Here is a 14,396-nt window from a genome sequence, read left to right as displayed (position 1 = left end):
ACCCATGCGTTCGATTCGCCGTCAATTGCTGGTCTGGCTGCTGGCGCTGGTGCTGCTCGGCGTGGGCATCGCGGGTTGGCTGATCTACCGGCAAGCGCTTGCCGAAGCCAACGAACTTTTCGATTACCAGTTGGAGCAGATCGCCGCGGCGCTGCCGTCGGAACCGTTCTCGCAAGTGCTCGGCTCGCGCGACACCGGCGACGAAGGCATCGTGCTGCAAATCTGGAATCGCAACGGCGTGCTGATGTACTACTCGCGTCCGCGTGCGCCGCTCGCGCCGCGTGCCGAACTCGGCTTTTCGACCGAGCACACGGATCGCGGCGAGTGGCGCGTGTATGGCGCGATCGTCGGCGATAACGTGGTGCAGCTGGCGCAGCCGGTTTCCGTGCGCAACCGGCTCGCCGCGAATGTCGCGTTGCGTACGCTGTGGCCGTTGATCGTGCTGCTGCCGTTGCTCGGGCTCGCGGTGTGGGTGGTGATCGGTCGCGGATTGAGGCCGTTGCGGCGCGTGACGACGGCGCTCGACGCGCGTCATCCCGAGGCGCTCGATCCTTTACCGGACCAACGCCTGCCGCTCGAAGTGCAGCCGCTCGTGCGCGCGCTGAACGGACTGCTCGAACGGCTCGCCACCGCGCTCGACATTCAGAAAGCCTTTGTCGCCGACGCCGCGCATGAATTGCGCACGCCGCTCGCCGCCGTGCAGATTCAGGCGCAACTGGTGGCGCGCGCGAAAGACGACAGCGGCCGCAGCGAAGCACTCGCCGATCTGCAAGCCGGCGTGACGCGCGCGACACGTCTTGCCGAACAACTGCTGGCGCTCGCGCGTTCCGAACCGGACGGCCTCGCCGCCACCGACGCGATCGATCTGCGCGCGCTGCTGCAGGAGTGCGTGGTGGCTTACGCGCCGCTTGCGCTCGATCGCGGCGTCGATCTCGGCATCGAGGCAACGGAATCGGCCACCGTGATCGGCGACGCCGACGCGCTGCGCGTAATGTTCAACAACCTCGTGGATAACGCAACCAAATACACGCCGCGCGGCGGACGTGTGGACGTCGGCCTGCATGTCGAAGAAGGGCACCCGGTCGTGCGGATCGCCGACAGCGGGCCGGGGATCGAACCGGCCGAACGCGATCGCGTGTTCGATCGGTTCTATCGCGCGGGCGCAGGCGCGAATCGCGCTCGCACCGACGTGGCCGGCAGCGGCCTGGGTCTGGCGATCGTGCGCCGCATCGCCGTGCAGCATCATGCGGCCGTATCGCTCGACGAATCCCCCGCGGGTGGCTTGCAGGTCAGCGTGCGCTTTTGAAGGCAAGGCTTTCTGTTCGTAAAGAGACTTAAACAAGGCTTAAACAGCCCTAAATAACTGGATGGAAGCGGATCTGTCGCTGCTTAAGACTCTTTTAAGCGATGCCCCGTACGCTTCGAGACATCCAAAGTCTCTTTCTCCCAGTCAGGAGTCCACGATGAACGCGAAAACCTTGTCCCGCAGCGCTGTTGCAATCGCTGTCGCCGTAGCGCTTTCCGCCGGCTATGTAGCGGGGCATCGCGACGTGCCCGCGCCGCAGGTCATCTCGCCGGCGCAAGCCGCGATGATGCCCGCTGAAGCTGCCGCCAAAACCGGCATTCCCGACTTCTCGGGCCTCGTCGAAACCTACGGCCCAGCCGTGGTGAACATCAGCGCGAAGCACGTCGTCAAGCAGACGGCGCTGCGCGGCAATCCCGGTAATGGCAACGGCGGCAATCAGTTGCCGATCGATCCGAGCGATCCGTTCTACCAGTTCTACAAGCACTTTTTCGGCGGTATGCCGGGCATGCAAGGCGGCGACGGCGGCGATGCGCCCGATCAGCCGAGCGCGAGCCTGGGTTCGGGATTTATCGTCAGCAGTGACGGCTACATCCTGACCAACGCGCACGTGGTGGACGGCGCGAACGTCGTCACTGTGAAGCTGACCGACAAGCGCGAATTCAAGGCGAAGGTGGTCGGCGCCGACAAGCAGTCCGACGTCGCCGTGCTCAAGATCGACGCGAGCAACCTGCCGACCGTGAAGATCGGCGATCCGCGCCAGAGCAAGGTCGGCCAGTGGGTCGTCGCGATCGGCTCGCCTTACGGTTTCGATAACACGGTGACCTCGGGCATCATCAGCGCGAAATCGCGCTCGCTGCCTAACGAGAACTACACCCCGTTCATTCAGACCGACGTGCCGGTGAATCCGGGCAATTCCGGTGGCCCGCTCTTCAATCTGCAAGGCGAAGTGATCGGTATCAACTCGATGATCTATTCGCAGACGGGCGGCTTCCAGGGCCTTTCGTTCGCCATCCCGATCAATGAGGCGATCAAGGTCAAGGACGACATCGTCAAGACCGGCCACGTGAGCCGCGGCCGTCTCGGCGTGGCGGTGCAGGGCATGAACCAGACGCTCGCCAATTCGTTCGGCATGCAGAAGCCGCAAGGCGCGCTGGTCAGCTCGGTCGATCCGGGCGGCCCGGCGGCCAAGGGCGGTTTGCAGCCCGGCGACGTGATCCTGTCGGTGAACGGCGAACCGGTTGGCGACTCGGCCGATCTGCCAGCGCAGGTCGCGGGCCTGGCGCCGGGTACTTCGGCGACCGTGCAGGTCTGGCGCGACAAGGCCACCAAGGACCTGAAGGTGACCATCGGCTCGCTGTCGGATGCGAAGGTCGCCTCGGACAAGGCCGATCAGCCGACCCAGCTGCAAGGCCGGCTCGGCGTGGCGGTGCGGCCGCTGACGCCGGAAGAGAAGAGCGGCGCGTCGGTCTCGCACGGTCTGCTGGTGCAGCAATCGGGCGGCGCGGCGGAAAGCGCCGGCATCCAGCCGGGCGACGTGATTCTCGCGGTCAACGGCCGGCCCATTTCGAGCGTCGATCAACTGAAGCAGATGATCGCCGGTGCCGGCAACAGCATCGCGTTGCTGATCCAGCGCGACAACGCGCAGATCTTCGTGCCGGTCGATCTCGGCTGACGAGTCGCGCGCGGCGGACGGCACAGTCGCTCGAGCGGTTGGAAGTTTGACCGACGCTGCGGCTGATCTCATCGCGAATCGAAGTAATGCTTGCCGGTCTGTTGCATTTACTGCCAGCGGACCGGCAATTTTTATTTGGCCCTTTGCATCGAAGAAGAGCGCTGTGCGCCACACGGCGTGGTGCATGGCGGTTTCCGTATGACGCGGCCGGCGGCTTGGCACGCAGGTTGCGTCTGCCTTGATCCGGGCCCATTGCGGGAGACCGGAGAAGCAGGCATAAGACCTCAACAAGGAGCGAACCGATGAAAACCCAACGCAATCAGCGAAGGATCGTAGCCGCCGCGGTTGCCGTAGCGCTCACGCTCGGTCTGGCGGGTGGCGCATACGCACAGCAGGCAAGCGAAACGACGGGCGGCACGACCACCGATCAATCCAGCGCGGGCAACGCCAACGGCGGCGGCCTGCCGCAAATCCAGCAGCAAGGCGACGTCTCGTTCGTGTCGGGCGGCGTCGGTCTCGACGAATCGAAGGCGCTGCAGCAGGCGCAAAGCCAGTGGCCACTGTCGCTGCGCTTCACGGGCCCGGGTTCCGACTTTCTCGCCGACGTTCATGTGCGCGTGGTCGATGCGCATAACGGCGAGGTGCTGAGCACCACGTCGCGCGGGCCGTATATGCTGGTGAAACTGCGCCCGGGCCGCTACACGGTGCATGCGCAGTACAAGGACCGCGACCAGTCCAAACCGGTGACGGTTCCGGCCAAGGGCACCGCGAGGGCCGCCTTCTACTGGAACACGCAGTAAGCCGGGCGCCGTTCTGGGCGGTGGTGCGGCCAACGCCGCACTCCGCACAGGAAGGTTGCGCAATCGGCCGGACTTTGGCCGATAATGAAGCCACGGGTACCCCCGTGGCTTTTCTGTTTGCATGACCGCACACCATCACGGAGCCGAGACATGAGCGATGCCTTGACACCTCACGGGAGCTCAGGCGCGAGCACGGGCGGGCACACCATCGCGATCACCGGCAACACTCACCGGGTGCGGATGATCCACGGCGGCGTGACCATGGCCGATACGCAGGCGGGGCTGACACTGTCGGAAACCGGTCTGCCGGACGTGTTCTATTTCCCGCGTTCGGACGTGAACATGGCCAGGCTCGAGCGCTCGTCGCACACCACGCACTGTCCGTTCAAGGGCGACGCGTCGTACTTCCATCTGCGCACGGAAGACGGCCTGATCGAGAACGCCGTGTGGAGTTACGAAACGCCGCTCGAGTCGGCGATGCAGATCAAAGGGTATCTCGCGTTTTACGCTTCGCGCGTCGACCGCATCGATCAGACGTCCTGATCCCGCTGTCGCGCGTTCATCGGGGAGGCTGCCATGGAACTGAACGACGCGTTACGGATTCCGCTTGGCGCATCGGATGTCTGGGAGGCGTTGCAAGATCTTGCGCTGCTGCGCGCCAGTCTCGACAACTGTGAGTCGTTCACGCGCCTCGCGCACGGCGAATACGAACTGATCATGACCGTGCCGCTTGGTCCGCTACGCGCGCGCTATCAAGCGCGCGCGCACGTGGCCGGCCAGGATTCGGGTCCGGCGGACGCGCAGCGCCGCACCATCAACTTCAAAGCCCGCGCCGAAGGCATCGGCGCCTTGCGCGGACAGATCGAAATCCGCTTGCGCGCGGACGAAAGCGCGCACGGTGCCGAGAGAGAGCGCGGCACGCGGATCGATTACACCATCTGGGCGACCTCGTCCGGCCCGCTCGCCGAACTGCCGACGCGGCAACTCGAAAACGCGCTGCATCAATTGGCCGACGACTTTTTCACCGAGTTCGAGGCTGTCGTGCGCGCCAAGCATGGGCAAGGTCCGAATCGCGCGCGGGGTTCGGCGGTGCGCCGCCAGCATGTGTTCCTGCGGCCGATCACGCTCGGCAATATGGCGCGGCGCGTGCGCGCGGATCACGGCAATGCGCTGCCGGGGCGCGCGGCCAGCGCGTCGCACGGAGCCGCGCACGGTGTATCGCACGGGGTCCCGCATCACGAGCCGAGTCCGCATGCGGTCCCGAACTGGGCCTGGGCCGCGATGATCTTTCTGGTCGCGCTGCTGTTGTATGTCGCGCGCTGGATCAGCGAGCATTGAGTCTGATGGTGTCTATCGTTGTTGTGGCGCGAGCGGCGGTTAGCGCCGCTGTCGCGCCGATGCGACTACGAAATCCTGGTGACTTGCTACGGAACGTCGTTGGCTGAGTACAGGCACGCGCGCCTTCACACCCACCCTCACACGCCGCGAAACTCCCTTCGCCATGCCGACGGCGACGTGCGAAACGCCTCCGCGAAATGTTGTCGTAACGAAGCGGTCGAGCCGAAGCCCGCGATGCCCGCGATCGCTTCCACCGACTCGTCGGTGCTCTCCAGCAATTGCTGCGCGCGAGCGAGCCGCTGCGCCAGCAGCCATGCACCGACGGTGGTGCCCGTGGCGAGCCGGAAGCGTCGCGTGAATGTGCGGCGGCTCATCAGCGCGCGCCCGGCCAGCGTGTCGAGCGTATGCGGCAACGTCAGATTGCCGCTCACCCAATCGAGCAGACCCGACAGCCGGTCGCCGCGCACATTCGGCGGCATCGGTTGCTGAACGTATTGCGCCTGCCCGCCTTGCCGATGCGGCGGCACCACCAGCCGGCGCGCGACGTGATTTGCCACTTCCGCGCCGCACAGCTTGCGCATCACATGCAGGCAGCAGTCGAGGCCGGCGGCGGTGCCGGCCGATGTCAGCACGTTGCCGTCGTCGACATAGAGCACGTTCGGATCGAGGCGCACACGTGGGTAGCGGCGGGCGAAGTCGTCGGCCCACGCCCAGTGCGTCGACGCCGGACGGTCGTCGAGGATGCCGGCGGCCGCCAGCACGAACGCGCCCAGACAAAGCCCGACCAGTTGCGCGCCGCGCGCGTGGGCGGCGCGCAGCGCGTCGAGCAGCGCGGCGGGCGGCGTTTCGGCCGGGTTGCGCCAGCTCGGCACGATGATCGTGTCGGCATCGGCGAGCGCTTCGAGTCCGTGCGTGACGGCGATCGAAAAGCCGGCGGTGGTGGTCAGCGCGCCCGTTTCGGCCGCGCAGACGCGGAAGTCGAACTCCGGCACGCCGCCGCTGCTGCGGTCTTCGCCGAATACCACGCACGGCACCGAAAGATGGAACGGGCTGATGTTGTCGAACGCGACTACCGCGACGATGTGGCGCAGCGGTTCGCCGCGTGTTGCGGCAGAGGAAGCGGAAGCAGAAGCAGAAGCGGATGCGGCCATCAGTCACCCCGAATTCCGACGATGGCCCGATTCTAGCGAATCTTGTCATTCGGGTCGCTGTCGGGAAGCTAGCCGCGAGGGAACAATGCATTCATCGCCGCTGCTCGTGCCGGGTCCAAACCGGAGCCGGCCGCGCGGCCCCTTACCTGACCGAGGAGTCTTGCCATGACCACACCGCGCCGTGCGCTGATCGTCATCGACGTGCAGAACGAATACGTGAGCGGCGATCTGCCGATCGAATACCCGGACGTACATAGCTCGCTCGCCAACATCGGCCACGCGATGGATGCGGCGCGGGCCGCCGGGGTGCCGGTAGTGGTCGTGCAGAACTTCGCGCCGGCCAGCTCGCCGTTGTTCGCGCGTGGCAGCAGCGGGGCGGAGCTGCATCCCGTGGTGGGCGAGCGGCCTCGCGATCATTACGTGGAAAAGTCGCTGCCCAGCGCTTTCACCGGCACCGATCTCGCCGACTGGCTCGCCGCGCGTCAAATCGACACGCTGACGGTGACCGGCTACATGACACACAACTGCGACGCGTCGACCATCAACCACGCGGTTCACTCGGGGCTGGCCGTCGAATTCCTGCACGACGCGACGGGTTCGGTGCCGTATGAGAACAGCGCGGGTTTCGCCAGCGCGCAGGACATCCACCGGGTGTTCAGCGTGGTGCTGCAGTCGCGTTTCGCGGCGGTGGCGAGCACGGACGAGTGGCTCGCCGCCGTGCAGAGTGGGGCGCCGTTGGAGCGCGGCAATATCTATGCGTCGAATCAGAAGGCAAGGGCCACGCGGGCCGCGGCGTAAAGAAAGTACGGACGGCGGCGGCGTCGAGCGCTGCTATATAAGGATGCGGCGCTACGGCTCGGCGGGAAGTACAAAGTAAAGAATGCGGCATCACGCATGCCGCGCTTGAAACCAGGGCGGCGGGTCACTCACCCGTCCGCCATTTTTGCGTCGATCGCGTTCGTCAGGCGATCGGCTAACCGCCGCCGCTCCGCTGCGCATGTCCATTGCGCAATGCCGGGCTCAGCTTCAGCGCGTCGAACATGCCTTCGACCATCTGCACGGCATGGGCGCCGAAATCCGTGGCGTCGGGCAAAAACAGCATGTCGCGCAGCGAACCGCTGACAAACGCATGCACCATCGCCGCGGCCAGCTTCGTGTTCAGATCCGCGGGCAGTTGGCCTTTGGAGATGGCATTGCGCAGACCGCCTTCGATTTTCTGGAGCCCTTCGCGCATGTTGGTTTGATAGCGGACCATCACCGGGCCCATTTCCTCGACCAGCTCGCATTTCAGAAACAGGATGTCGAACACGCGCCGGCGCTGCGGATCGTTTGCGGTGTCGCGCAGACAGACCGTGCAGATTTCCATCAGACGTCCGAGCGGATCGGGCTCGTTGGGATCTTGCGAGGCGGCTTTGAGTTCGTCCAGCGGCAGAAGCACGCGGTCGAACATTTCAGTGAACAGATCGCTTTTATGCGCGAAGTGCCAGTAAATGGCACCGCGTGTGACACCGGCGGCCTGCGCGATATCGGCAAGCGACGTGCGCGATACGCCTTTCTCGAAGAAGACCCGTTCAGCCGCGTCGAGGATACTGTTGCGCGTCTCCTGCGCCTCTTCTTTGGTTCTTCTGACCATGTTGGAATGACCTGCCCTGATTGTGGGGTTTTCCCGAGCGTTTTTAAGTACGCTCGATGACAATCCGTCTACCGTTGAGCGAATTACGAAGCGATCTTGCAAGCCCCCCGCCAGCAAGAGATAAACGCACTTTTACATGCATTCGTGAATGTATATATAATAGCATCCCACGATCGGATAGCCCAAGCCGTGACGAAACGTTAATATCCGTCACTGTTGCCTTTCAAAACGCTCTTCGCGCCGTGCCCGGACGGGCGGCGCCGTGCGGCATTTCCCCGGTATGGCGCATTTCGCTCAGGATGCCCTGCAGGTTCGGTGTGCGTCCGCGGGTGTCCGGTCAGGCGTCGCAAGACGCATGTGTGCGCTGTCGTCCCCGGGGTAGGGATGCGCGCACTTTTTCATTCTCAGTCTTTGACAGAGGTCGCTCCATGCGCGTCGAACGGGTTCCATTCCGCTTAATCAGTGCCGCGACGGCTGCCGTATTGCTGGCAGCGTGCGGACCAAAACAATCTGCCCCGCCGCAACAGACGCCGGAAGTCGGCGTCGTCACCGTTCAGCCGACGGCCGTGCCCGTCGTCACCGAATTGCCCGGCCGCACCAGTGCCTTCCTCGTCGCGCAAGTGCGCGCGCGGGTCGACGGCATCGTGTTGCGCCGCGAGTTTACGGAAGGCAGCCAGGTCAAAGCGGGTCAACGTCTGTACAAGATCGATCCGGCGCCGTACATCGCCACGCTGAACAACGCCAAGGCGACGCTGGCGAAGGCGCAGGCCAACCTCGTGTCGACCACGGCGCAGGCCAATCGCTACAAGGTGCTGGTCGCCGCCAACGCGGTCAGCAAGCAGGACTACGACAACGCGGTGGCTTCGGAAGGCCAGGCCGCGGCTGACGTCGCCGCGGGCAAGGCGGCGGTCGACACGGCGCAGATCAACCTCGGCTACACGGATGTGGTTTCGCCGGTGAGCGGCCAGGTCGGCATCTCGCAGGTCACGCCGGGCGCCTACGTACAGGCGAGCGCCGCGACGTTGATGGCGACCGTGCAGACGCTGGATCCGGTCTATGTGGACCTGACGCAATCTAGCCTCGACGGGCTGAAGCTGCGCCGCGACATGCAGGAAGGGCGCCTGAAGACCACGGGTCCGGACGCCGCCAAGGTGTCGCTGATTCTGGAAGACGGCCGCACCTATTCGGAGAAGGGCAAGCTGCAGTTCACCGACGTGACGGTCGACCAGGGCACGGGTTCGGTTACCGTGCGCGCGATCTTCAAGAACGCGGACAAGGTGCTGCTGCCGGGCATGTTCGTGCGCGCGCGCATCGAAGAAGGCGTCAACGAGAATGCGCTCGTCGTACCGCAAGTCGGCATCACGCATGACCAGAAGGGTCAGCCGACCGCGCTGGTCGTCGGTGACGACAATAAGGTGGCGTTGCGTCAGCTGGTCACGTCGGGCACGTACGGTTCGAACTGGGTGGTCGAAAGCGGCCTGAAGCCGGGCGACCGCGTGATCGTGCAGGGCACCGACAAGGCGAAGCCCGGCATGCAGGTCAAGACCGTTGCCGCGCAACTTCCCGCCACACCCGCTTCCGGCGCTGCTGCTCAGAGCGCGCCGGCCGCCAGCGGTGCTGCGCAGACGGCACAACCTGCCTCCGCTGCATCGGGCGCGTAATAACAGGGAGCCCGCCTCATGGCAAAGTTCTTCATTGATCGCCCGATTTTTGCATGGGTGATCGCCATTATTCTGATGCTCGCGGGTATCGCGTCGGTCTTCACATTGCCGATCGCGCAGTACCCGACCATCGCGCCGCCGGCCGTGCAGATCAGCGCGACGTACCCGGGCGCATCGGCGAAGACGGTGGAAAACACCGTCACGCAGGTGATCGAGCAGCAGATGAGTGGTCTCGACCACTTGCTGTATCTGTCGTCCACCTCGGACGACTCCGGTACGGCAACCATCACGTTGACGTTCGCGGCCGGCACCAATCCTGACATCGCGCAGGTGCAGGTGCAGAACAAGCTGCAGCTCGCCACGCCGCTCCTGCCGCAAGCCGTGCAGCAGTTGGGCACCAAGGTCACGAAGTCGAGCAGCAGCTTCTTGCTGGTCATGGCGTTCGTGTCCGAAGACGGCAGCATGAACAAGTACGACCTGGCGAACTACGTCGCGTCGAACATTCAGGATCCGGTCAGCCGTATCGACGGCGTGGGCACGGTGACGCTGTTCGGTTCGCAGTACGCCATGCGGATCTGGCTGGACGCGAACAAGCTGACCAACTTCGGCCTCACGCCGGTGGACGTCGAAACCGCGTTGCAAGCGCAGAACGTGCAGGTCGCGGGCGGTTCGCTCGGCGGCACGCCTTCCGTGCCGGGCCAGGTGCTGCAGGCCACCATCACGGAAGCCACGCTGCTGAATACGCCTGAACAGTTCGGCAACGTGCTGCTGAAGGTGAACCAGGACGGTTCGCGGGTTCGCATCAAGGACGTGGCACGCATCGAGCTGGGCGGCGAAAACTACAACTTCGACACCAAGTACAACGGCCAGCCGACGGCAGGCTTCGGTATCCAGCTCGCTACCGGCGCGAATGCGCTGGCTACCGCGAAGGCGGTGCGCGCGAAGGTCGCCGAACTGTCGAAGTACTTCCCGCACGGTCTGGTGGTGCAGTACCCGTACGACACCACGCCGTTCGTGCGCCTGTCGATCGAAGAAGTGGTCAAGACGCTGCTCGAAGGTATCGTGCTGGTGTTCCTGGTCATGTACCTGTTCCTGCAGAACCTGCGCGCCACGCTGATCCCGACGATCGCCGTGCCGGTGGTGCTGCTGGGCACGTTCGCGATCATGGGTCTGGTGGGCTTCTCGATCAACACGCTGTCCATGTTCGGGCTCGTGCTGGCGATCGGCTTGCTGGTGGACGATGCGATCGTGGTGGTGGAAAACGTCGAGCGGGTGATGCAGGAGGAGGGCTTGTCGCCTCGAGATGCCACCCGCAAGGCGATGGATCAGATTACCGGCGCGCTGGTCGGCGTGGCGCTCGTGCTGTCGGCGGTGTTCGTGCCGGTGGCGTTCTCGGGCGGTTCGGTCGGCGCAATTTACCGGCAGTTCTCGCTGACGATCGTGGCGGCCATGGTGCTGTCGGTGCTGGTCGCGTTGATTCTGACGCCGGCATTGTGCGCGACGATTCTCAAGCCGATCGAGCAGGGGCATCAGGAAAAAACCACCGGTTTCTTCGGCTGGTTCAACCGCACCTTCAACAAGAGCCGCGACAAGTATCACTCGGGTGTGCACCACGTGATCAAGCGCTCGGGCCGTTGGCTAATCATCTATATGGTGGTGATTTTCGCGGTCGGTCTGCTGTTCGTGAAGTTGCCCAAGTCGTTCCTGCCTGACGAAGACCAGGGCACGATGTTCGTGCTGGTGCAAACGCCGTCGGGCTCGACGCAGGAAACCACGGCGCGCGCGTTGAAGGACGTGTCCGACTATCTGCTCAACACCGAGAAGAGCATTGTCGAATCGACCTTTACCGTGAACGGCTTCAGCTTCGCCGGCCGTGGCCAGAATGCGGGTCTCGTGTTCGTGCGGATGAAGGATTACGCGCAACGTCAGCACTCGGATCAGAAGGTGCAGGCGCTGGTGGGTCGTCTCTTCATGCACTTCGGCAGCTACAAGAACGCGCTGGTGTATCCGGTGAATCCGCCGTCGATTCCTGAACTCGGCACGGCCGCGGGCTTCGACTTCGAATTGCAGGATCGCGCGGGCGTCGGTCACGAAAAGCTGATGGAAGCACGCAACATGTTGCTGGGCATGGCGGCGAAAGATCCGACGCTGGCTCAGGTGCGTCCGAACGGCCTGAACGACACGCCGCAGTTCAAGGTGGATATCGATCACGAGAAGGCTTCGGCCCTCGGCGTGTCGCTGTCCGCGATCGACCAGACGTTCTCGATCGCGTGGGCGTCGCAGTACGTGAACAACTTCCTCGATACCGACGGCCGGATCAAGAAGGTGTATCTGCAAGGCGATGCTCCGTTCCGCATGACGCCGGAAGACCTGAACGCGTGGTACGTGCGCAATAGCGCGGGTGGCATGGTGCCGTTCTCGTCGTTCGCCAGCGGCACGTGGACCTACGGTTCGCCGAAGCTGGAGCGCTACAACGGTATTTCCGCGGTGGAAATCCAGGGCGCGGCGGCACCGGGCAAGTCGACCGGTCAAGCCATGACGGCTATGGAAGCGCTCGTGGCGAAGCTGCCGGCCGGCGTGGGCTACGAGTGGACGGGTCTGTCGCTGCAGGAACGCCAGTCCGGTTCGCAGGCGCCGATTCTGTACGGCATCTCGATCCTCGTCGTGTTCCTGTGTCTCGCGGCGCTGTATGAAAGCTGGTCGATCCCGTTCTCGGTGATCATGGTGGTGCCGCTCGGCGTGATCGGCGCACTGCTGGCCGCTACGCTGCGCGGACTCGAGAACGACGTGTTCTTCCAGGTGGGTCTGTTGACCACCGTGGGTCTGTCGGCGAAGAACGCGATTCTGATCGTGGAATTCGCCCGCGAGCTGCAGCAGGGTGAAGGCATGGGGCCGATCGAGGCCGCGCTGGAAGCAGCGCGTCTGCGGTTGCGTCCGATTCTGATGACCTCGCTCGCGTTCATTCTCGGCGTGATGCCGCTCGCGATCAGTAACGGCGCGGGTTCGGCCAGCCAGCACGCGATCGGTACCGGCGTGATCGGCGGGATGTTGACGGCGACCTTCCTCGCCATTTTCATGATCCCGATGTTCTTCGTCGTGATCCGCGCGAAATTCGGCGGTGAAAAGGAAGACCCGGATGAGGCGCTCGCACACTACAACCAGCACCATCCGCATGACGGCCAGGGCGGCGGTTCGGCGGGCGGGTCGGCTGATGAAGGCTCGGGCAAGGACGGACATTGAGATGCAAAAACACTCTCTGATTGCAGTGGCGGTCGCGCTGTTCGCCGCGGGTTGCACGATGGCGCCGAAGTACGAGCGCCCGGCGCCACCCACGACGAGCACCTTCCCGACCGGCGGCGTGTACGACACGCAACCGGGCGCGACCCAGCCGGGCGCGGGCCAGACCGACGCGACCCAGACGGGCAAGCAGCAGCCCGGCGCGACGAACGCGGCGCGCAGCGCGAACGGCCAGGCCGCGGTGGATATCGGCTGGCGCGATTTCTTCGTCGATCCGCGCATGCAGCGGTTGATCGAGATCGCGCTGAAGAACAACCGCGATCTGCGCGTGTCGGTGCTGAACATGCAGGCGTCGGCGGCGCAGTATCGGATCGTTCGCGCCGGTCTGCTGCCGACGCTCGACGCCGCGGCTTCGCAAAGCAAGCAACGTACGCCAAAGAATCTGTCATTCGCGGGGCAGACGATTACCAACACGTATTCGGTCGGTCTGAACGCGTCCTGGGAAATCGACTTCTTCGGGCGGATTCAGAGCTTGAAGGATCAGGCGTTGGCGCAGTACCTGGCTACGGCTCAGGCGCGCAAGGCGGCGGAAATCTCGCTGGTCTCGCAGGTCGCGACCCAGTACATGACCGTGCTCGAGCTCGACGATCTGTTGAAAGTCACGCAGAACACGCTGAAGACCTCGCAGGAATCGTATCGGATCGCCAAGTTGCAGTTCGACAACGGCACCGGTTCGGAGCTGGATCTGCGTCAGTCGCAAACCGTGGTCGAGCAGGCTCAGGCCAACCTGCAGCAGCAGATGCGTCTGCGGGCGCAAGCGGATAACGCGCTCGTGCTGCTGATCGGCGAGCCGCTGCCGGACGATCTGCCGCCGGGCATGACGCTGGACAACCAGAATCTGCTCACGGATATTCCGGCGGGTCTGCCGTCCGACCTGCTGACGCGCCGTCCGGACATCATGGAGGCCGAAGAGAATCTGCTGGCCGCCAACGCGAACATTGGCGCGGCGCGCGCGGCGTTCTTCCCGAAGGTCTCGCTGACCGGCAGCTTCGGCACGCTCAGCCCGTCGCTCGGCGGTTTGTTCAAGCCGGGTTCGGCGGCGTGGAGCTTCGCGCCGTCGATCACGCTGCCGATCTTCGAGGGCGGGCAGAATCTCGCCAACCTCGATCTCGCCAACATCCAGAAGAAAGTCCAGATCGCCACGTATGAAAAAGCGATCCAGTCGGCCTTCCGCGATGTGGCGGACGCGCTGGCAGCGCGTGGCACGTACGATCAGCAGATCCAGGCGCTGGAGCGCAATACTTTTGCCGAACAGCGCCGGCTGGATCTGTCGAACCTGCGTTATACGAATGGTGTCGACAGCTATCTGACCGTGCTGACCGCGCAGACCGATCTGTATTCGTCGCAGCAGTTGCTGGTCACGGCCCGCATGGAGCGTCTGCAGAACCTAGTGACGTTGTATCAGGTACTCGGCGGCGGCTGGATTGAACACAACGGCGATCAGCCGCGTCCGGCCGATGCACCGGTCGATTACGGTGCGGCAAGCGCGCCGGTGGCGGCTTCGGCGGCCACGGCGGGTTGAGACTCGAGATGTAGCG

11 protein-coding genes are annotated in these 14,396 nt (G+C 64.4%); 9 read left to right on the top strand and 2 right to left on the bottom strand.

Annotated elements, in window-relative coordinates:
- Positions 1-4 precede the first annotated feature (4 nt).
- The 5 genes from BPHYT_RS16215 to BPHYT_RS16195 all read left to right on the top strand — a co-directional run bounded on the left by BPHYT_RS16215 (position 5) and on the right by BPHYT_RS16195 (position 5,116).
- Complete coding sequence (locus BPHYT_RS16215) at positions 5-1,306, top strand: ATP-binding protein (protein WP_012434227.1); 1,302 nt, start codon at positions 5-7, stop codon at positions 1,304-1,306.
- A gap of 157 nt (positions 1,307-1,463) precedes the next feature.
- Complete coding sequence (locus tag BPHYT_RS16210; RefSeq protein ID WP_012434226.1) at positions 1,464-2,978, top strand: DegQ family serine endoprotease; 1,515 nt, start codon at positions 1,464-1,466, stop codon at positions 2,976-2,978.
- A gap of 302 nt (positions 2,979-3,280) precedes the next feature.
- Positions 3,281-3,778: a carboxypeptidase-like regulatory domain-containing protein gene (locus tag BPHYT_RS16205; protein WP_012434225.1), complete on the top strand. Its 498-nt coding sequence runs from the start codon at positions 3,281-3,283 to the stop codon at positions 3,776-3,778.
- Between the two features lie 150 nt (positions 3,779-3,928).
- Positions 3,929-4,321, top strand: a complete 393-nt coding sequence (locus tag BPHYT_RS16200; RefSeq protein ID WP_012434224.1) for a DUF427 domain-containing protein — start codon at positions 3,929-3,931, stop codon at positions 4,319-4,321.
- 33 nt (positions 4,322-4,354) lie between these two features.
- On the top strand, positions 4,355-5,116 hold the full coding sequence (locus BPHYT_RS16195) for a CoxG family protein (protein ID WP_012434223.1): 762 nt from the start codon (positions 4,355-4,357) through the stop codon (positions 5,114-5,116).
- 137 nt (positions 5,117-5,253) lie between these two features.
- On the opposite strand, the gene BPHYT_RS16190 is transcribed toward BPHYT_RS16195, so the two are convergent.
- Positions 5,254-6,267, bottom strand: a complete 1,014-nt coding sequence (locus BPHYT_RS16190; protein ID WP_012434222.1) for a helix-turn-helix domain-containing protein — start codon at positions 6,265-6,267, stop codon at positions 5,254-5,256.
- Between the two features lie 165 nt (positions 6,268-6,432).
- On the opposite strand from BPHYT_RS16190, the gene BPHYT_RS16185 reads away from it, so the two are divergent.
- Entirely contained in the window at positions 6,433-7,065 is a 633-nt protein-coding gene (locus tag BPHYT_RS16185; protein WP_012434221.1) for a cysteine hydrolase family protein, read from the top strand.
- A 175-nt stretch (positions 7,066-7,240) separates the two neighbouring features.
- Here BPHYT_RS16185 and BPHYT_RS16180 read toward each other — a convergent pair whose 3' ends face one another.
- Positions 7,241-7,900 carry a TetR family transcriptional regulator gene (locus BPHYT_RS16180; protein ID WP_012434220.1) on the bottom strand — a complete coding sequence of 220 codons (660 nt, stop codon included), beginning with the start codon at positions 7,898-7,900 and terminating at the stop codon, positions 7,241-7,243.
- A gap of 428 nt (positions 7,901-8,328) precedes the next feature.
- Between BPHYT_RS16180 and BPHYT_RS16175 the strand changes: the two genes are divergently transcribed.
- The 3 genes from BPHYT_RS16175 to BPHYT_RS16165 are packed head-to-tail and all read left to right on the top strand — an operon-like array spanning position 8,329 to position 14,380.
- Entirely contained in the window at positions 8,329-9,561 is a 1,233-nt protein-coding gene (locus BPHYT_RS16175; RefSeq protein ID WP_012434219.1) for an efflux RND transporter periplasmic adaptor subunit, read from the top strand.
- An 18-nt stretch (positions 9,562-9,579) separates the two neighbouring features.
- The gene (locus tag BPHYT_RS16170; RefSeq protein ID WP_012434218.1) at positions 9,580-12,801 is read left to right on the top strand and encodes an efflux RND transporter permease subunit; all 3,222 of its coding nucleotides are present in this window, start codon (positions 9,580-9,582) and stop codon (positions 12,799-12,801) included.
- Between the two features lies 1 nt (position 12,802).
- Positions 12,803-14,380 (top strand): efflux transporter outer membrane subunit, encoded by a 1,578-nt coding sequence (locus BPHYT_RS16165; RefSeq protein ID WP_012434217.1) that lies wholly within the window; start codon positions 12,803-12,805, stop codon positions 14,378-14,380.
- Positions 14,381-14,396 lie beyond the last annotated feature (16 nt).

The organism is Paraburkholderia phytofirmans PsJN (assembly GCF_000020125.1).
Lineage (GTDB): Bacteria > Pseudomonadota > Gammaproteobacteria > Burkholderiales > Burkholderiaceae > Paraburkholderia > Paraburkholderia phytofirmans.
Note: the sequence above shows the minus strand (reverse complement) of the source record. Positions and strands in the feature narration are given on the sequence as shown.